Source organism: Arthrobacter sp. Edens01, from assembly GCF_001307035.1.
Taxonomy (GTDB): Bacteria; Actinomycetota; Actinomycetes; order Actinomycetales; family Micrococcaceae; genus Arthrobacter_B.
In genome coordinates this window covers 1-18,916 of the sequence record NZ_LKIU01000001.1, presented here as the reverse complement: position 1 = coordinate 18,916, position 18,916 = coordinate 1, and the positions used below count along the sequence as shown (strand labels likewise).

The window sequence follows — 18,916 nt, the reverse complement described above, 5'->3', positions numbered from 1 at the left end:
TTTCCTGCTGCGCCGCTTAGCGCAGGAACGCGGCGGCGACGCCGGCGTCGACCGGGATGTGCAGGCCGGTGGTGTGGGAGAGGTCGGAACTGGTCAGCACTGCGGCTGCGTTGGCCACGTTTTCCGGCAGGACCTCACGCTTGAGCAGGGTGCGCTGGGCGTAGAACTTGCCCAGCTCCTCCTCGGGCACACCGTAAACCGCTGCCCGCTTGGCTCCCCAGCCGCCGGCGAAGATGCCGGAGCCGCGGACCACGCCGTCGGGGTTGATGCCGTTGACCTTGATGCCGTGTTCGCCCAGTTCCGCGGCCAGCAGGCGCACCTGGTGGGCCTGGTCGGCCTTGACGGCGGAGTAGGCAATGTTGTTCGGGCCTGCGAAGACGGAGTTCTTGGAGGAGATGTAGAGGATGTCCCCGCCCATTTCCTGGGCGATCATGGCCTTGGCAGCGGCCTTGGCCACCAGGAAGGAGCCCTTGGCCATCACGTCGTGCTGCAGGTCCCAGTCCTTTTCGGTGGTTTCCAGCAGCGGCTTGGAAATGGACAGGCCGGCGTTGTTCACCACAAGGTCGATTCCGCCGAAGGCCAGCACCGTGGCATCGATGGCGGCGGCAACCTGCCCCGCATCGGTCACGTCGGCGCGGACACCAATAGCCACGTCGGAGCCGCCCAGTTCGGCTGCCACCTGCTCGGCAGCCTCAAGGTTCAGGTCGGCGATGACCACGCAGGCGCCCTCGGCGGCGAGGCGGGTGGCGATGGCCTTTCCAATCCCCGACGCCGCGCCGGTCACCAGAGCGACGCGGGTGGCGTGGCTGCGGGGCTTGGGCATCCGGGCCAGTTTGGCTTCCTCCAGGGCCCAGTATTCGATCCGGAACTTCTCCGACTCATCGATCGGGGCGTAGGTGGAGATGCCTTCGGCACCCCGCATGACGTTGATGGCGTTGAGGTAGAACTCACCGGCCACGCGTGCGGTCTGCTTGTCCTTGCCCCAGGAGAACATGCCCACGCCGGGCACCAGCACGATCGCCGGGTCGGCTCCGCGCATGGCGGGGGAGGCGGCGTCGGCGTGCCGCTCGTAGTAGGCCTGGTAGTCGGCCCGGTAGGCCTCGTGCAGTTCCTTCAGGCGCGCGATGCAGTCTTCGACGGGTGCGTCGGCCGGCAGGTCCAGGACCAGCGGCTTCACCTTGGTGCGCAGGAAGTGGTCAGGGCAGGAGGTGCCCAGCGCAGCCAGCCGGGGATGCTCGGCAGCGGAGAGGAAATCAAGGACCCGCGGATCGTCCATGTAATGGCCCACCTGGGGGCGGTCGTGCGATGCCAGTCCGCGGATCACCGGGGCTAGGGCTGCGGCCTTGGCATGGCGCTCGGCCGCCGGAAGAGCTTCGTAGCCGGCCAGTACCGGACCGAACGGTTCAGCCTTGGAGTGTTCGGCGATGTACGCCTCGGCGGTGTCAATGATCCACCGGGAGTTCGCCTCGGCCTCGTCGCTGGTCTCGCCCCAGGCGGTGATGCCGTGGCCGCCGAGGATGGTCCCAACAGCGCCGGGGTTGGCTTCCTTGATCGCGGCGATGTCCAGGCCCAGCTGGAACCCGGGGCGGCGCCACGGCACCCAGACCACCTTGTCACCGAAGATCTTCGCGGTGAGTTCCTCGCCGTCGGCTGCCGTTGCGATGGCAATGCCGGAGTCCGGGTGCAGGTGGTCAACGTGGGCTGCATCGACCAGCCCGTGCATGGCGGTATCGATCGAAGGCGCTGCTCCGCCCTTGCCGTGCAGGCAGTAGTCGAAGGCCGCAACCATCTCGTCTTCGTGCTCCACACCGCGGTAGACGTTCTTCAGTGCCTGAACCCGGTCCAGGCGCAGCACAGCGAGGCCCTTCTCGGTGAGCGTTCCGAGGTCCCCGCCGGATCCCTTGACCCACAGCAGTTCGATGTCCTCACCGGTAACCGGGTCCGCCGCGGTGCCCTTGGCGGAGGTGTTGCCGCCGGCATAGTTGGTGTTCTTTGGGTCTGATCCGAGCCGGTTGGAACGGGCGATGAGGTCTGCGGCGACGGTCCGACCGGTCGTCGTGTTGCTGGCGTGGGCGTTCATGCGGAAGTCTCCTCGTGGAGTGGGTGGAATTCGTTGGGAGCGGGACGGCGCGGGCGGCTTAGGAGCCCCAGGAAGCCTGGGTTCCGCCAACGCGCTCTTCAGCGATGCGCTGCTGGTACCCGGATGCTGCGTAGGCTGCCATCGGATTGGCCGGCAGGCCGCGGGATTCGCGCCAGGCAGCCAGCTGCGGGCGGACGTCGGTGTAGAACGCGTCCATGAGGACTTCGTGGGCCCCGAGGACATCCCCCGCCGCCTGCGCGGCGGCCAGTGCTTCGCCGTCGATCAGCAGGGCGCGGGCCGTCATTTCCTGGACATTGAGCACCGAGCGGATCTGGCCCGGGATCTTGTCTTCGATGTTGTGGCACTGGTCAAGCATGAAGGCCACGCCGTTTTCCGGGTTGAGCCCGCCGCCGCGCACCACCTCGACCATGATCCGGAAGAGCTGGAACGGGTCTGCGGCTCCGACAATCAGGTCGTCGTCGGCGTAGTTGCGGGAGTTGAAGTCGAAGGAGCCCAGCTTGCCCAGGCGCAGCAGCTGCATCACGATGAACTCAATGTTGGTGCCCGGTGCGTGGTGGCCGGTGTCCAGGCAGACCTTGGCCTGGTCGCCCAGCGCGGCGACCTGGGTGTACGCCGTGCCCCAGTCCGGCACGTCGGTGTGGTAGAAAGCCGGTTCGAAGAACTTGTACTCCAGCACCAGCCGCTGCTCGGAACCCAGGTTGGAGTAGATCTCCGCCAGGGATTCGGCCAGGCGGTCCTGGCGTCCGCGCATGTCCTGCTGCCCGGCGTAGTTGGTGCCGTCTGCAAGCCAGATCTTCAGGTCCCTGGACCCGGTGGCGTTCATGATCTCCAGGCACTCCAGGTGGTGGTCGATCGCTTTGCGGCGTACCCCCGGATCAGCGTGGGTGAGGGAGCCGAACTTGTATTCCTCGTCCTGGAAGGTGTTGGAGTTGATGGTGCCCAGTGATACGCCCTGGTCTGCTGCGTAGCGGGCGAGGGCGGCATAGTCGTCCACCTTGTCCCACGGGATGTGAAGCGCGACGGCCGGTGCCAGCCCGGTGAAGCGGTGAACCTGGGCGGCGTCGGCGATTTTTTCCTGCACCGTACGCGGAGTTCCCGGCGTCGAGAAGACCTTGAAGCGGGTTCCGGAGTTGCCGAAGGCCCAGGACGGGAGTTCGATGGCCTGTGCGGCCAGCTGGGGGGCGATGTCGTCGAATACAGGCATGTGCGTCACTTCTCTGTGGTAGCCGGCGGGCGGCACCGGGTCATGCTGGGCACCGCATTGAATCGTTTCATCAAAGTATGCCGTTCATGCTGGGAAGGTCAAACGTGGTCCCTGTAAAGAACAGTGGCAGCGGGAGTAACGACTTCTTGAAACGTCTCAATTTTTGGGTACTATGAGTCCGGCAGTGCATGAGAGGTCCCTCACAGGATCCGCTCGGCAGGCACATCCTCCCGGGGTGGCCACCCCTGCTGCCGCCACTGGTGCGAAGTCCTCCCGGACCCGCCACATTACGAAGGAGTGATGCATGGGCTCTCCCCTAGCCACGGCCGAGCTGCAGGAGCTGGTTCAGCTTCCTGCCGGGGTCACCAGCACGCGCGGCTGTTTCCTGCTGCACATCCGCCCGGAGCGGCTCGCCGAGTACGTCGAGGTCCACCAGCGGGTCTGGCCGGAAATGCTGGACGCGCTGCGCGAGACCGGATGGCGGAACTACTCGCTGTTCCTTCGCCCGGAAGACGGCCTGGTTGTGGGCTACTTTGAGGCGGAAGACGCCGAAGCCACCCAAAAGCTCATGGACGCGCATCCCGTCAATACCCGGTGGCAGGCCGAGATGGCCCAGTACTTCGTGGAAGGTACCTCGGCGCAGGCGCTGACGCAGTACTTCCACCTCTCCTAACCCAGTTTTATCCGGGGCACAGCCGTGCCCGCTTCACAGCACCTTCTTCACTGTTGCAGAAAGGCTCGCCATGAGCACCACGAAGCTCGGCGGATGGAAAGCCACCATCGCCGTGTCCATGTCCAACTACATCGAGGCCGGTTCGATCATCGCACTGGCCACCAGCCTGTCCCTGTGGCAGGAGTATTTCGGGTTCAGCAACCTGCTGGTGGGACTCGTCGCGGCCCTGAGCGCGAACGCGTTCGGTGCGGCCATTGGCGCACTCATCGGCGGACCGCTGGGTGACCGGTACGGCCGGAAGTTCATCTACACCTATGACCTCATCCTTTACATGCTCGGTACACTGCTGGTCATTTTCGCCGTGGCTCCCTGGATGCTCATTGCCGGCGTCATCCTGACCGGCATCGCCGTGGGCGCCGGTGTACCGGTGGCCTGGACCTACATCGCCGAGGAAGCTCCTGCCGAACACCGCGCAAAGCACGTGGGCACCGCCCAGCTGGCCTGGTCGCTTGGCCCGGCACTGGTGTTCCTGTTCGCCACCATCGTGGTGCCGCTTGGCCTGACGGGCAGCCGAATCATCTTTGCCCACCTCTTTGTGGTCGCCTTTGTCACCTGGTGGATTCGCCGGGGCCTTTCGGAATCTGTCACCTGGAAGAAGTCCGACGAAGAGCGCCGCACGGCCGAAGCCGGCGGAATCAAGCGCCGGAACTACCGTGAACTGCTCACCAACGCCACCAACCTCAAGGCCCTGCTGTTCCTGACCGGCGTCTACGCGCTCTGGAACCTGGTTGCCGGCCAGATGGGCATCTTCATGCCGCGCGTCTACGAGACCGCGGGCGTCGAATCCGCCACCCAGCAGAACCTGCTGCAGGTACTCCTGTGGACCCTCACCGTGGTAGCCACCTACTTCGGCTTCATGAAGTACGGCGACCGGGTTGACCGCCGCAAGCTCTATGGCATCGGAGCCGTGCTGGGCATCATTGCCTGGCTGCTGCTGGTCTTCGCGCACGTCACTATGCCGGTGCTGATCCTGTTCGCCGCCCTCTGGGGTATCTCCGCAGGCATCGGCGCCCAGGCCTTCTACGCTCTCTGGGCCGCAGAAATGTTCCCCACCCGGCTGCGCGCCAGCGCTCAGGGCATGCTGTTCTTCGTTGCACGCATCGTCGTCGGCGTGCTCAGCTACTGGTTCCCCACTCTGCTGGCCGAACAGGGCGTGCCGTTCGTTGGCATGATCATGATCGGTGCACTCGTGGCAGCCATGGTGATCGGCGTCCTGTGGGCCCCGAACACCCGCGGCCGGACCCTGGAAGACATCGAGGCGGAGCGTTACGGCAACGCTCCGGACACCGCCAAGCAGTCAGTCTAGGCACAGAAAAGCTAAGGGCCTCCGGCCCGGTACCGGTTACACGCCGGACCGGGCAGGGGGCCTTTGTGCTGCTGCAGGCAGTTCAGCGGGTTTCCGGGCGGAACCCGAGGCAGCGTCCATCCGGTATCCGGTCCCGGCGCCTGCCGGCTCCATGCGTGCTGTAACAATGGGGCGCATGGCCATGCACAGATTCCCGGTCCGCCGACTGGAGGAAGACCCCGCCCACCCTCTGGAGCGCAGTACCTGGCCGGCAGTGCTGCCGCCTGTGGCCCAGGTCCTGGACCGCGGCCTCGACTTGGGGCCTGCAACCATCCTCGTGGGCGAAAACGGGTCAGGGAAGTCAACACTTGTGGAGGCCATTGCCCTTGCCTACGGACTGTCAGCAGAAGGCGGGTCGACCGGCGCGCGGCACTCCACGCGGGCCACGGAATCTGTCCTGGCGGACCACCTGACGCTGATTCGGAACGTCGGCACCACCCGAAGGGGGTACTTCCTGAGGGCCGAAACGATGCATGGCTTCTATACGTATCTCGAAGAGAATCCCCGCATGGACCGGCCAGACATCCCCTTCCACGAAATGTCCCACGGAGAGTCGTTCCTGGAGCTGGCTGCCGACCGTTTTCGGGGACGCGGGCTGTGGGTACTGGACGAGCCTGAATCGGCGCTCTCCTTCTCCGGCTGCCTCAGGCTTCTCTCGGTGCTGAAGGGGCTGCTTGCCGACGGCCGGTCACAGGTCATCATGTCCACCCACTCACCGCTGCTGGCAGCGCTGCCCGGGGCAGAGATCCTGGAAGTGGGCACCTGGGGGCTGCGGCGGCGGACCTGGGAGGATCTTGACCTGGTGGAGAGCTGGCGGTCCTTCCTGAGTTCACCGGAGAGGTTCCTCCGCCACCTCTGAGCCGGCAGTTTCGTGACTTCCAGGGCACAGGGTAGTTGGATGTGCCATACGGCAGTTGCCAGGGGTACCGACGCCCCTGCGGCCGGAATTCAAGGAGGTTCCATGGGACGGGTCAGCGGCAAGACGGTCTTGGTCAGCGGGGGTTCGCGGGGCATCGGGGCGGCCGTGGTGCGCCGGCTGGTGGAGGAGGGTGCACAGGTGGTCATCGGAGACGTGCTCGACGACGAGGGCCGGGCGCTTGCTGATTCCCTGGGTGCGGCAACGGCTTTCGTCCACCTGGATGTCACCAGCCCCGACGACTGGGCGGCGGCCGTCCGGAAAGCGGAAGAGCGGTTTGGTGGCCTTGACGTTCTGGTGAACAACGCCGGCATAGCGAATTTCGGCAGCATCGAGGACTACACGCTGGAGCAGTGGAACACGATCATCGGAATCAACCTCACCGGCGTATTCCTGGGCATCAAGGCCGTGGTGGAACCAATGAAGCGCTCCGCGGGGGCATCCATCATCAACATTTCCTCCACAGCCGGGCTGCAGGGGTACAAGGACCTGCCGGGATACACAGCCGCCAAATACGGGGTGCGCGGGCTGACTAAGTCTGTTGCGATTGATCTCGGTCCCTACGGAATCCGGGTCAATTCAGTGCACCCGGGTGCCATCCGTACACCCATGACAGAGGGACTGGAAGGCGGGCAGGAACATGTGGCGCTGCACCGCAGGGGCGAGCCGGAAGAAATCGCGAACCTGGTCCTGTTCCTCGCCAGCGATGAATCCAGCTTCTCCACGGGCGCCGAGTTCGTGGCCGACGGCGGAGAGACCGCCGGGCTGGCACGGTACGAGGTGACAGTGCTGAGCTCTGAACCGGGCCAGGCGCCGTCGTCGCCTCCGGGGCCGTCCATGCCAAGCCAGGCCCCGGGGTCGCCGGAACCGCCTGCCATGTGAGGTTAGCGGGGCAGTTCTGCGTCTTCGCGCGCGGGGCTGCCCACGCTGCCCCTCGGCTCCGTGAACACGATGTACCGGTAGGCGAAGTAACGGAAGACGTTGCCGAGCAGGACACCGATGACGTTGCCGGAGATGTTGTCGGCGAACTGGCTGGTGAATCCGAGGACGTAGTGGGAGACGAACAGGCAGCCGGTGGCGATGCCCAGCCCGATCAGGTTCGTCAGCGCGAAGAGGATGGTCTCCGAACGCACGCTCCGGCCGCGGGTCCTGCGGAAGGTGAGGTAGCGGCTGCCCAGCCAGGAGATCGTGGTGGCCACAACGACGGAGACGATCTTGGCGGAAATGGGATTGTCGTCCAGCACCGTGGAGACCAGCAGGTTGAACAGGCCGATGTCCACCAAAAAGGCCACGGTCCCCACAAAGGAGAACGAACCCAGCCTCCGGAGTACCCTCCGGGCAGTAGAGATGCCGTCCATGCTGCTACCAGTTCTCTGTGCGGCCCGGGAGGGGCTGCGTCGCGGTTGCCTGCGCATCGGCGGCAGGCCTAAGAACCACGGAAATTGGCTCTTTCTTCATGTTTTCACATGGACCAAAACGGTACAAAATCGCCGCTCCGCCCCGATTACGCGAGCTTGGGGAGCCGGACGCGGAAAACGGTGCCCTTTCCCGCCTCGCTGCTGAGGGTGATTGTGCCGCCGTGGGCATCAACGATGTTCTTGCTGATGACCAGGCCCAGGCCGACCCCCGGAATGGCTGCCTTGCGGCTGGTGCCCGACCGGAAGAACTTGGTGAAGACCTCGGACTGCTCCGCTTCGGTCATGCCGATCCCGGTGTCGGCGACCTCGAACTCCACGGTGTCGGCGCTGTCCCACGCCCGCACGGTGACCCGGCCGCCGTCGGGGGAGTACTTGACCGCGTTGGACAGCAAATTGTCGATGACCTGCCCTACCCGCTGCGGATCCAGCACCGCGGGCAGGCTCCCGGGGAAGTCCGCAACAAGCTGGACCTTGCTGATCTCTGCCTGGGGTGCCGCAGAGGTGAGGGCACTGCGGAGCAGTTCCGCTAGGTCGGCCGGCGCCCGTTCGATGCTGCTGGGGCCGGCGGCGGCGGACAGCAGGTCGGAGACCAGCTCCAGGAGTTTCTCCGAGTTACGCTGTGCGACGCGCAGGGACGTCGCGACGTAGGCGGGCATCTTGTCTTCTTCTTCCAGCGCCAGGTCCAGGTAACCCATGATGGACGTCAGCGGGGTGCGCAGCTCATGCGAAACATTGGCAACGAAGTCCTCCTTGGCCGCGACTGCGTTTACCAGTCCAGTGACGTCGCTGAAGGCCAGGACGGACCCCTGGAAACCGCCCTGGCGCTGCACGGACCGCGCGGTCACGCTGAACGCCCGCTGCTGCTCTCCGGTTCCAAACCAGACCAGATAGTCGGAGAAGGACTGGCCCAGGACAGTACGGCGGACGGGACGCATCTCCGCAGGAAGGGGCGTCGTTCGGTCCGGGCCGAAAATGAGCAGCTCGCACTCGTTCGCTTCCGTCGTGCCCGGAGGGAGGGCGCGGCGGTGGATGAAACGCTGCCGGGAGTTGGTGAGGATGGTGTTTCCCTCTTCATCCACCACGGAAACGCCAACCTCAACGGTGTCCAGCACCGTCTGCAGGAGCGATTCCTTCCTGCGGCTTTCAGCCAGGCTTTCCTGCAGCACACGGTCCTTCTCCCGCAGGGCACGCTGCTTCTCCAGTACGTCCGCCTCCGCGCTTGCACGGGCCGATTCTGCCCGTTCGGCAGCACGCAGTGCCGTGACAAGTTCACGTTCGTACAGGCGCCGTTCGTGTGCGTTGAAGACGACGACGCGGTCCACCGCAGGCCTGGAGCCTTCGGCAGGGTGGCGGGTGGCGGAGATGAGCGCCGGCAGGCGGGTGCCGTCCGCGCTGACAAAGTCGACCGCAAGCTCGGCGAAGGACCGCCCAACGCCCAACTGGGGCAACGCATGCGTTGAATAGACGATCCGGTCGCCCACCGGAAGCAGGGACAGCAGGCTGGTGCCCACCAGCTCCTCACGTGGGTGGCCGATCCAGTTGGCGAACGTGGCGTTTGCTTCGACGATGGTGCCGTCATCCAGGGTCACCAGATACCCGGAGGGGGAGCCATGGAAAAGCTCCCGGTAATCCAGGTCCATGGCAGGCTGAGGCAGCTCCGTGCCGGTTCCATCCGTCACAGCGGTGTCCCGGCGAGGAAGGCGAGAATCGCTGTCGCGGTTTCTGCGGGTGCGCTGACGTGCGGAAGATGGCCGGTGGCGTGCAGCTGCACCAACGTCGCCTCCGGCATGAGGTCACGGGTGTAGACGCCGATATGAGGCGGCGCCAGCAGATCCTGGGAACACTGCAGGATGAGCGAGCGGACTTTGACTTCCGGCAGCTGTCCGCGGACATCGGAACAGAACGAGACCCGGGCAAAGTCCCGGGCCACCGCGGGGTCAAGGCGGCAGAAGCTGCCTTCAAGCTCATTGTGGAGTTCCGGGCTGCCGGGATTGCCCATGATCATGGGGGCCATGGCAGCGGCCCACACAATATAGTTCGCATCCAGGGAAGTGAGCAGCTCGTCGATGTCCGCTGAGGTGAAGCCTCCCCTGTAACCATCCTCCGGACGGTCCATATAACTCGGTGATGACGCGAGCAGGACCAGGTTTGCGAACCTTGCAGGATCGGCCGCGCCGGCTGCAACGGCCATCATGGCGCTGACGCTGTGCCCAACGAATGTGACTTCCCTCAGATCCAGTTCGGCGCAAATCTCCAGGAGGTCCTCCACATATCCCTCGAGGGAGGAGTACTTGGCCGGGTTGTACGCTCCCTTATCGGAACCGCCGGCCCCCACATGGTCGAAAAGCACCACCCGGTAATCCGCCGTGAAGTAAGGAAGGACCCTGCGCCACATTCCCTGGTCGCAGCCGAAGCCGTGTCCGAACATGACAACCGGTCCTTCGCTGTTGCCAAGGACCTGGACGTTATTGCGGGCGGTAACGTCAGTCGTCATGGAACGGCGGCCTTCGGTTGGGTGCGGAGTGGGGGAGGAGATGCTGGAGTGAACTTTACCGTTCCGCAAGCGCACTCTGGTGAATCCTGAGAAACGACACGGCGCGCTGATCAGGCAGGATGACCGGCAGGTGCATTTGCCGGGAATCTCCGCCCTGAGCGGTGTCTGGCATCCCCGCCGGCCCTCACCCCCGTGCGAACCGGAGCTCCGCGGCGCCGCCGTTGAAGGAGGTGGTGCCCACCAGATGCATTCCGCTGATTGGGTTCCGGACGGGAAGGAGGGGACGCCCGGTTCCCAGCGCCACGGGCATGTAGGTGATCCACAGCTCGTCCAGCAGTCCGGCATCTGCGAACTGCGCTGCTACGTCGCCTCCGCCCACAACCCACACGTTCCTGCCTCCGGCGTGCAGCATGGCCTCCTCCAGGATTGGCTCCGGGTCTCCGCTGACAAACCGGACGCCGGAGCCTGGCGGGGCCTGAAGCTCCCGGTGCGTCAGCACCAGGCAGGGGAGTTCCCCGTAGTCCCAGGTCCCGGGCTGCTCACGGCGGATCCACTCATAGGTTTCGGCACCCATGATGATTGCCCCAATGCCCGCGATAAAGCTGTCGTAGTGGTCCTGGAAAGACGCGAAACCGAAGCTTAGGAGCCAATCCAGGCTGTTGTCTTCGGTGGCGATGAAGCCATCCAGTGACGATGCGACGTAGTAGATGACCTTAGGCATGGATCGAGAATAGCGCCGGGGCGCGCCGGGGGTTAGGCTCCTTCCCCTCCTCCACGCCGTGAGGGCGTAAACTGCCCGTCCAGCGCTCCGGACGGATGCCTGTCATTTATATGCATATGCATATATCATCGGAGAAGCTGCAACACATTGTGTGAGGGGAATGGCATGAGCAACATCGAGACTGCGCCGCTGGAGGTCGAGTGTGCCAGTACGCCCGCCGCCGACGTTGAAATCCATACGCCCCGGGATGTGCCGCTCGGCGGGCCCCGCGCCATGCCGGTGCGCCGTACCCTTCCCCAGCGGAGCCGCAGCCTGATCGGCGCCTGGTGCTTCGTGGACCATTACGGTCCCGACGCCGTCACCCGCACCGGGGGCATGGTGGTCCCGCCCCACCCGCACACCGGCCTGCAGACCGTCAGCTGGCTCTTCGCGGGCGAAATTGAGCACAGGGACAGCTCCGGCGCACACGCCATGGTTCGCCCCGGGGAAGTCAACCTCATGACGGCCGGGCGCGGCATTGCCCACTCCGAGGTCTCCACGCCGCAAACCGCCACCCTGCACGGCGTTCAGCTCTGGCTGGCCCTGCCGGAAACCTCCCGCCACACCGATCCCCGCTTTGAGCACTACGCGCCCGAGCCCGTCCGTGGCGGGGGCTGGGATTTGCGCGTGTTCCTTGGGGAACTGGCGGGCTCGGCGTCCCCGGTGCGCGTCCATTCGCCCATCCTCGGCGCAGAAATCTGTCTGGAACCGGGAGCCGTGCTGGAACTCGACGCCGATCCCCGTTTCGAGTACGGGCTCCTCGCGGACACCGGGGAGCTGCACTTTCAGGGCACCGGTGTTGTGCCCGGCGAGCTGGCGTACGTGCCGACCGGAAATACGACGCTGCGGATTAGTGCGTCTGCAGATGCTGCAGTCCGTGCCGTGCTCATCGGAGGGGAGCCACTGGGCGAAACGATCGTCATGTGGTGGAACTTCATCGGCCGCAGCCACGAGGAAATAGTGCAGTACCGCCGGGATTGGCAGCAGCACATTGGTGCCGAATCCCATCCCGGTGCGGATCCTGCGGACCGTTTCGCAGTGGTGCCCAACGATCCGCTGCCGCCGCTGCCTGCACCTGACCTGCCCAACGCCCGTCTGCGCCCGCGCAGCTAAAGAAAGGCCGCCTGATGAAAATCCAGCACAACCCCGCGAAGCAGCGCTATGAAGCGATTGACGAGGGCGACGGCACGGTAGCCGGATTCGCTGCCTACCGTGACCGCCCGGGGAGCCGGGCGTTTACCCACACAGAGGTCTCCGATGCCTACGCGGGGCAGGGGGTGGCTTCGGAACTTGCCCGCTTCGCCGTCGAAGACGTGCGCGACGCCGACCTGCGGCTGGTCCCGTATTGCCCCTACATCGCCCGCTGGCTCACAAAGCATCCGGAATACACCGGATTCGTGGACTGGCCCCAGACCGCGAAAACCAAGAATGGGGAGTCAGCACGTTGAGTGGCAGGGTCTTTATCGACAAGCAGAACCGGCCGGTTTACCAGGCGCTTGGAGCTACGGCAGCGGCTATCCGCAGCGCTGCGGAGGAAGCGGGGCTGGGCCGGATCATCATGGAACTCGTCAACCTGCGCGTTTCCCAGCTCAACGGCTGTGCCTTCTGCCTCGACCTGCACACCCGCCAGGCCCGGGAGGCCGGCGAGAGCGACCAGCGGCTGTCCGTACTGCCGGCCTGGCGGGACACTGACCTGTTCGACGACACGGAGCGGGCCGCCCTGGGCCTTGCTGAAGCGCTGACCCACCTGCCCTCAGACGAGGTCCGCCAGGAGCTCTTTGCCAAATACCGTGGACAGCTGAGCCCGGAGCAGTTTTCCGTGCTGAGCTGGGCAGCGGTGGCCATGAATGCTTTCAACCGGGTCTCGATCATCAGCGGCCACCCGGTCAAGCCCCGCTGACCTTCGCGGCTGCGGCGCCGGCATCCTGCCCAGTCGACCAGCTTTCCTCCGGACTGCCTGCCATGGAATAGTGGCAGCCATACCGTAAGCATGCTGACGAACGGAGGAACTTCCATGGGAGAACGGCTCGTAGCGGATGTGATCGTGGACAGGCTTCAGGCCTGGGGCGTGGACCGGATTTTTGGTTACAGCGGCGACGGCATCAACACGGTGCTGGGCGCCCTGCGCCGCTCCGGGTCGCCGGAATTTGTCCAGGCCCGGCATGAGGAGAACGCCGCCTTTATGGCTGTGGGGCACGCAAAGTACACCGGACAGCCCGGCGTTATGCTCTCTACCCAGGGTCCCGGCGCGGTGCACCTGCTCAACGGCCTTTACGACGCGAAGATGGACAGCGTCCCGGTGGTGGCGATCATCGGGCAGCAGTCCCGCAGTGTGCTGGGCTCCGCGTACATGCAGGAAATCGACCTGCTGAACCTCACCCGCGACGTCGCATCCTCCTTCCGGCAGCAGGTCAACAGCCCGGAGCAGGTGCCGCTGGTGCTTGACCGCGCGTTCAAGGCTGCGCTCGCGGACCGGGCACCCGCCGTCGTCATCATTCCCCACGATGTCCAGCAGGCGCCCGCCCCGGAACTTGAGCAGGAACACGGGATCGTCACCAGCGCGCCGGTGTGGAGCCCGCCAAACGTGGTGCCCGCACTGGCTGATCTTGAAGCCGCCGCGGAAGTGATCAACGCCGGCGAACGGGTTGCCTTCCTGGTCGGCCAGGGCGCCCGCGGGGCAGGCCGGCAGGTCGAGGCGCTGGCGCAGAAGATCGGTGCGGGAATCACCACCTCGTTGATGGGCAAGCCGTACGTGGATGAATCCCATCCGCTGGCAGCCGGGGTGATGGGCCATCTGGGAACCAGTGCCAGCGGAACGGTGCTGGGGGAGTGCGACACCCTGGTGATCATCGGCTCAAACGACCCGTGGACTGAGTTTTATCCGCCGCCCGGAGCCGCCCGGGCCGTGCAGATCGACGTGGACGCGGCTGCTATTGGCAATCGCTACCCGGTGGACGTGGCCGTCACCGGGGATGCCGCTGCCGCGCTTGAAGCCCTGGACCTGCTGGTGAAGCCGCGCACTGATTCGCCCTGGCGCAGCCGGGTGGAAGAAGCAGTGCAGAACTGGCACCGGCTTGCGGCGGAACGTGCCGCCACCCCGGCCCGTCCGGTCAATCCGGAACTGGCTGTACGTGAACTCAGCGGCCGCCTCCCGGAGAATGCCCAGGTGGCCGTTGACGTCGGCAGCGTTGTCTACTGGTACGCCCGCCAGCTGCGGCTTCCAGCCGGCGTTCCCGCACATCTCTCCAGCACACTGGCGAGCATGGGCTGTTCCATTCCCTACGGGCTGGCCGCGAAGCTGTCCGATCCCGCCCGTGCGGTGGTGGCGCTCTCCGGTGACGGGGCCATGCAAATGGCGGGCCTGTCCGAGCTCATCACCGTCAGCCGGCTCTGGCCGCGCTGGGCGGACCCCCGCTTTGTGCTCATGGTGCTGAATAACGGCGAACTTGCGGAAGTCACATGGGAACAGCGGGAGATGGAGGGCGATCCGCGGTTCGAACAGAGCCAGGCGCTGCCGGACTTCTCCTATGCCCGGTATGCCGAGCTGCTCGGGCTGCAGGGGATCAGGGTCGAAGATCCCTCCCAGATCGCGCCCGCCTGGGATGCCGCACTGGATGCCGACCGGCCCGTGGTGATCGAGGTGATCTCCGATCCGGATGTTCCGCTGCTGCCGCCGTTCGAAGCAGGGCGCCAGAAAGGCAAGGACATGATGGATGCGCTGGTCAAGGAAGGGCCGGATACTGCCCATGCCCGGGAGCTGCTGGAGACGTACCTGCGCCAGGAGGAAAACCTCTCCATCTCCTAGCCTCGTGGCGGTTTAGGCCGGAAGCGTTACGGGGACGAAGCGCACGGCAGTGCCCGGACGCAGCTGGGCAGCCAGATCCAGGTCCGCCTCCAGCACGACACCGATCACCGGATACCCGCCGGTCACAGGCGCGTCGGCGAGGAAGAGGATTGGCTGTCCTGACGGCGGTACCTGCACCGAGCCGGGAAGCACCGCCTCACTGGCCAGCTCCCCGCTGCGCAGGCAGGGCAGGGGGCTGCCTTCGAACCGGATTCCAACCCGGTTGGACTGCCCGCCGACGGTCCAGTCGCGGGACTCGAACGCACTCGTGCCGTCCGGCCCGAACCAGTCCTGCCTGGGCCCCGGGACGTACCGCAGTTCGGCGAACCCGCCCGGCAGCGGCGGCGGCACTTCGGGATGCCCGACGGCGCTTCCCGGTTCAGCGCCAATGGTGAGCGCGGTCCCCGGTGCCACCGGTTCGGGGCCGAGGCCGGCCAATGTGTCCGTGGATCGGCTGCCCAGCACGGCTGGAATCTCCAGTCCGCCGCGGAATGCGATGTACGTCCGCAGTCCGGCTACGGGTATACCCAGTTCCAGTTCGCTGCCGGCACGCAGCAGGAACGGCCGGTCAGGAAGCATGCCGGCGTTTGGTCCACTGGCATCCTGAACTGTCAGCCCAGCGGAAGCGCCGGTCACGGCCAGCACCAGATCCTGTTCCGCCCGCAGGCGCAGCCCACCGAAAAGCACCTCCAAACCCGCGGCGTCCGGGGTGTTGCCTGCCAGCCGGTTGGCCCGGGCCAGTGCTGAACGGTCCGCGGCCCCGGAGCGGCCGACTCCAACATGGCTGTGGCCCGGGCGCCCCAGGTCCTGCACCGTGACCAGCAGCCCAGTCTCCAGAACCACGGCGTCCGGCCGGGCCTGCGGCCCGGGGTCAGGGTCAATCCGGGCCAGGTCGGTGCCCTGCCCCCGGTCGCGGGGAGAACGGGCGGACAGCTCGGCCCGCCCCCGCGCCGGGACAAAGCGCACCCGCATGCCGGGCGCGATCAGTGCGGGGAACTCCCGTTCCAGGTCCCAGAGCGGGGCGGAAGTCCGGCCGATCAGCTGCCAGCCGCCCGGTGAGACCCCTGGATAGGCTGCCGTGTATTCACCGGCGAGTGCTACCGAGCCTGCCGGAACTGCCGTGCGCGGCTCGGACCGGCGGGGAACCTGCAGGCGCGGGTCTCCGCCGGTGAGGTAGGCGAATCCCGGTGCGAATCCGCTGAACGAGGCAGTCCAGTGTGCTGCCGTATGTGCCTCAATGACGGCCTGGACTGAGCCCAGGCCGGAAAGCCGGACGACTTCTTCCAGGTCTTCGCCGTCATATACCGTTTCCAGCTCCACCATCCGGGGCTCCTGAGCTTCGCCAGGAAGGGCTTCCCCTGCCAGCTGCCCGGCCCGGGCAGCTGCTTCGCGGGTCTCGGTGCGGGTTGCAAACCTGACCAGCACCGTCCGGGCAGCCGGGACGGCCTCTATCTGGCCGGGCAGCGGGCTGCTGGTGAGCAGGGAATGCAGGGCTGAGGCCTCCGCGGTCCCGGACGTCTCCAGCAGCAGTGCCCGCTCACCGACGGCGCGGACATGGAGCCCGGTTCCGGAAGCGAACCGGGGCGCGGTGCCGGGATTAGATGAAGCTTGCAACGGTGACGCCGTTGGATTCAAGGGCCCCGCGCACAGCCTGTCCCATTGCCACTGCGCCCGGGGTGTCCCCGTGCACGCAGATGCTCTCCGCCGCAACGTCAATCACGGTGCCGTCAGCGGTCTGGATCTTGCCGTCCACTGCCAGCCGCAGCACGTGCTCGGTGATCTCGGCGAGGTCGGTCAGCACGGCTCCGGGCTGTGTGCGGGAAACCAGCGAACCGTCAGGATTGTAGGCACGGTCCGCGAATACCTCGGCGATGGACCGCAGTCCCGCCTGGGCAGCGAGCCGTTCCACGACAGAGCCGGGCAGCACCACCAGCGGCAGTCCCGGGTCCACTGCGCAGACTGCGTCGACCACTGCCTGCGCCTGAAGGGGATCGACGGCAATCCGGTTGTACAGCGCGCCGTGCGGTTTCACATAGCTCACCCGGGTGCCGGCGGCCTGCGCCAGGGACTGCAGGGCACCAATCTGGTAGATCACCTCGCCGGTAAGCTCATCCGGATCCACGTCCAGGGCCCGCCGGCCAAAACCGGAGAGGTCCCGGTATCCGGGATGGGCGCCCACGGCGGTTCCGGCCTGCGCCGCTGCCAGGCAGGCGGCATACATGGTGCCCGCATCGCCCGCATGAAAACCGCACGCTACGTTGACGCTGGAGACAGCGCCGATCATCGCGGCGTCGTCTCCCAGCGACCAGAGGCCGAACGACTCGCCGACGTCGGCATTGAGGTCGATCGTGGCCATGGCCGTCCTTCCGTCAGATCTCCGGGCTCCCAGCTTCGCGTTTTCGCGCGTCATGTTCAACACATGTCAGCAGGCGGCGCCCCGGACACGGGACGCCGCCTGCCAGGGGGCGGGTACCTACGGGCGGGCAGGTGCCCCGAGCTGCGCGGGCTCCTCATCGTTGAAGTACGCGGACTCCGAATGCGCCGCCAGATCGATGCCCTGGACCTCGTGTTCCTCCGGCACCCGCAGGCCCATCACCAGATCCAGCACCTTGGCAATGGCCCAGGTGAGAACGAAGGAGTACGCGAGCACGGCCACTGTTGCCACGGACTGGATTCCCAGCAGGGACCAGCCGCCGCCGTAGAAGAGTCCGCTGACGCCGTTGGGTGCGGCTTCGGTGGCGAAGAAACCGATGAGCAGGGTGCCGATCACACCGCCCACAAGATGGACGCCGACGACGTCGAGGGAGTCGTCATAGCCCAGGCGGAACTTCCACTCGATCGCCAGGGAGCACACCAGGCCGGCAACCGCGCCAATGGCCACAGCACCCAGGGGGCTGACAGCACCGCAGGCGGGGGTAATGGCAACCAGGCCGGAAATCAGGCCCGACGCCGCTCCCAGGGTGGAGGAGCGGCCCAGCCGCAGCCGCTCCATCAGTGCCCATCCCAGCAGTCCGGCTGCTGCCGCGACTGCCGTATTGAGGAAGACCACCGCGGCGGTGTGCCCGGCGCTGAGGGCAGATCCGGCGTTGAAGCCGTACCAGCCCACCCAGAGCAGGCTGGCCCCGAGAATCACCAGCGGACGGTTGTGCGGCTGGCTGATGACGTGCGGCCAGCCGCGGCTGCGGCCCAGCACCAGTGCGAGTGCCAGGGCAGCGACGCCGGCATTCATGTGGACTGCTGTTCCGCCCGCAAAGTCGATGGCGCCGAGGCTGTTGGCAATCCATCCGCCGGTGACGCTGCCGTCCTCACTGTCGAACGCGAAGACCCAATGCGCGACGGGGAAATACACCAGAGCTGCCCAGAGTCCTGCGAAGACCATCCATGCTCCGAACTTCATCCGGCCTGCCGCGGCCCCGGCGACCAGCGCCGTCGTGACGCAGGCGAACATGAGCTGGAAAGCAGCGAAAAGCGCAACGGGCAGCGCAGCTGCGGGGTCCTCGGTGAGCAGTCCTTCCAGGCCAAGGAACTCCAGCGGGTTGCCTAGAACGCCCAGGGGAGTGAGCGAGTTGCCGAAGGCAGCGGAGTAGCCAAAGAGCACCCACAGGACGGCAACCAGGCTGGCACCGCCGAAACACATCATCATCATGTTGAGGATCCGGCGTGATCCGACCATCCCGCCGTAGAAGAAAGCGATACCGGGAATCATGAGGCAGACCAGTGCTGAGCTGGCCAGCAGCCAGGCCGTGTTTCCAGAATCCATGAGCGGCTCCAATCCGGGTGCGGACCGGCGTGTATAGCCGGTGCGGGATTTGTTGAGACCGAGACTGGGGTGCGGCCGCAGGAAGTGGCCGCACCCCAGAATAGGAACCGCTGTGTTACAGCCGGGAGCGCCGGCAGGTTAGCACTGTGTTAACAGCCGCTGGGAGGCTGCTGGGCAATGGCTGAACACCACGGGAGGAACCGCTGCAGGGACGTTGGCTCCGGTGGGGTGCCCGTGGGGGGGGGGGTGCCTCTATGGTTTTGGTCAAGCGGCTGAGGGCAGATTCTTAGGCGCCGGGTCTTCATAAAGGGTTCCGTCGCGAAGCATCGCGAAGAGAACAT

17 protein-coding genes are annotated in these 18,916 nt (G+C 66.0%); 8 read left to right on the top strand and 9 right to left on the bottom strand.

Going from position 1 to position 18,916, the window contains the following annotated elements:
* Positions 1-16 precede the first annotated feature (16 nt).
* On the bottom strand, positions 17-2,080 hold the full coding sequence (locus AO716_RS00085) for a bifunctional rhamnulose-1-phosphate aldolase/short-chain dehydrogenase (protein WP_055238932.1): 2,064 nt from the start codon (positions 2,078-2,080) through the stop codon (positions 17-19).
* A 58-nt stretch (positions 2,081-2,138) separates the two neighbouring features.
* Positions 2,139-3,305: an L-rhamnose isomerase gene (gene rhaI, locus AO716_RS00080; protein WP_055238931.1), complete on the bottom strand. Its 1,167-nt coding sequence runs from the start codon at positions 3,303-3,305 to the stop codon at positions 2,139-2,141.
* 304 nt (positions 3,306-3,609) lie between these two features.
* Here rhaI and AO716_RS00075 point away from each other — a divergent pair, with 304 nt between their 5' ends.
* From AO716_RS00075 to AO716_RS00060, 4 genes are all read left to right on the top strand, one after another.
* Positions 3,610-3,978: an L-rhamnose mutarotase gene (locus AO716_RS00075; protein WP_082413202.1), complete on the top strand. Its 369-nt coding sequence runs from the start codon at positions 3,610-3,612 to the stop codon at positions 3,976-3,978.
* Between the two features lie 70 nt (positions 3,979-4,048).
* Complete coding sequence (locus AO716_RS00070; protein ID WP_082413201.1) at positions 4,049-5,344, top strand: MFS transporter; 1,296 nt, start codon at positions 4,049-4,051, stop codon at positions 5,342-5,344.
* A 175-nt stretch (positions 5,345-5,519) separates the two neighbouring features.
* Positions 5,520-6,242: an AAA family ATPase gene (locus tag AO716_RS00065; RefSeq protein ID WP_055238930.1), complete on the top strand. Its 723-nt coding sequence runs from the start codon at positions 5,520-5,522 to the stop codon at positions 6,240-6,242.
* A gap of 102 nt (positions 6,243-6,344) precedes the next feature.
* Positions 6,345-7,181 carry an SDR family oxidoreductase gene (locus AO716_RS00060; RefSeq protein ID WP_082413200.1) on the top strand — a complete coding sequence of 279 codons (837 nt, stop codon included), beginning with the start codon at positions 6,345-6,347 and terminating at the stop codon, positions 7,179-7,181.
* 2 nt (positions 7,182-7,183) lie between these two features.
* On the opposite strand, the gene AO716_RS00055 is transcribed toward AO716_RS00060, so the two are convergent.
* The 4 genes from AO716_RS00055 to AO716_RS00040 all read right to left on the bottom strand — a co-directional run bounded on the left by AO716_RS00055 (position 7,184) and on the right by AO716_RS00040 (position 10,932).
* Positions 7,184-7,657: a GtrA family protein gene (locus AO716_RS00055; protein ID WP_055238929.1), complete on the bottom strand. Its 474-nt coding sequence runs from the start codon at positions 7,655-7,657 to the stop codon at positions 7,184-7,186.
* A 146-nt stretch (positions 7,658-7,803) separates the two neighbouring features.
* Positions 7,804-9,396 carry an ATP-binding protein gene (locus tag AO716_RS00050; RefSeq protein WP_152969800.1) on the bottom strand — a complete coding sequence of 531 codons (1,593 nt, stop codon included), beginning with the start codon at positions 9,394-9,396 and terminating at the stop codon, positions 7,804-7,806.
* Positions 9,393-10,211 (bottom strand): alpha/beta fold hydrolase, encoded by an 819-nt coding sequence (locus AO716_RS00045; RefSeq protein ID WP_055238927.1) that lies wholly within the window; start codon positions 10,209-10,211, stop codon positions 9,393-9,395. The genes AO716_RS00050 and AO716_RS00045 overlap by 4 nt, the downstream gene beginning before the upstream one ends.
* 184 nt (positions 10,212-10,395) lie before the next feature.
* Positions 10,396-10,932 (bottom strand): dihydrofolate reductase family protein, encoded by a 537-nt coding sequence (locus AO716_RS00040; protein ID WP_055238926.1) that lies wholly within the window; start codon positions 10,930-10,932, stop codon positions 10,396-10,398.
* Between the two features lie 165 nt (positions 10,933-11,097).
* Here AO716_RS00040 and AO716_RS00035 point away from each other — a divergent pair, with 165 nt between their 5' ends.
* The 4 genes from AO716_RS00035 to AO716_RS00020 all read left to right on the top strand — a co-directional run bounded on the left by AO716_RS00035 (position 11,098) and on the right by AO716_RS00020 (position 14,776).
* Positions 11,098-12,084 carry a pirin family protein gene (locus AO716_RS00035; RefSeq protein WP_055238925.1) on the top strand — a complete coding sequence of 329 codons (987 nt, stop codon included), beginning with the start codon at positions 11,098-11,100 and terminating at the stop codon, positions 12,082-12,084.
* Positions 12,085-12,098: 14 nt separating this feature from the next.
* Positions 12,099-12,419 (top strand): GNAT family N-acetyltransferase, encoded by a 321-nt coding sequence (locus AO716_RS00030; protein WP_082413199.1) that lies wholly within the window; start codon positions 12,099-12,101, stop codon positions 12,417-12,419.
* Positions 12,416-12,871, top strand: coding sequence for a carboxymuconolactone decarboxylase family protein (locus tag AO716_RS00025; RefSeq protein WP_152969799.1), 456 nt, complete (start codon positions 12,416-12,418; stop codon positions 12,869-12,871). The genes AO716_RS00030 and AO716_RS00025 overlap by 4 nt, the downstream gene beginning before the upstream one ends.
* Positions 12,872-12,985: 114 nt before the next feature.
* Entirely contained in the window at positions 12,986-14,776 is a 1,791-nt protein-coding gene (locus tag AO716_RS00020; protein WP_055238980.1) for a thiamine pyrophosphate-requiring protein, read from the top strand.
* A gap of 12 nt (positions 14,777-14,788) precedes the next feature.
* Here the strand turns inward: AO716_RS00020 and AO716_RS00015 are convergent, their stop codons facing one another.
* The 3 genes from AO716_RS00015 to AO716_RS00005 all read right to left on the bottom strand — a co-directional run bounded on the left by AO716_RS00015 (position 14,789) and on the right by AO716_RS00005 (position 18,575).
* Positions 14,789-16,429, bottom strand: coding sequence for a 5-oxoprolinase/urea amidolyase family protein (locus AO716_RS00015; RefSeq protein WP_055238924.1), 1,641 nt, complete (start codon positions 16,427-16,429; stop codon positions 14,789-14,791).
* On the bottom strand, positions 16,413-17,171 hold the full coding sequence (locus AO716_RS00010; RefSeq protein WP_055238923.1) for a LamB/YcsF family protein: 759 nt from the start codon (positions 17,169-17,171) through the stop codon (positions 16,413-16,415). Before AO716_RS00010 ends, AO716_RS00015 begins: the two co-directional genes overlap by 17 nt.
* Positions 17,172-17,288: 117 nt before the next feature.
* Positions 17,289-18,575 (bottom strand): ammonium transporter, encoded by a 1,287-nt coding sequence (locus AO716_RS00005; RefSeq protein WP_055238922.1) that lies wholly within the window; start codon positions 18,573-18,575, stop codon positions 17,289-17,291.
* Positions 18,576-18,916: the final 341 nt, after the last annotated feature.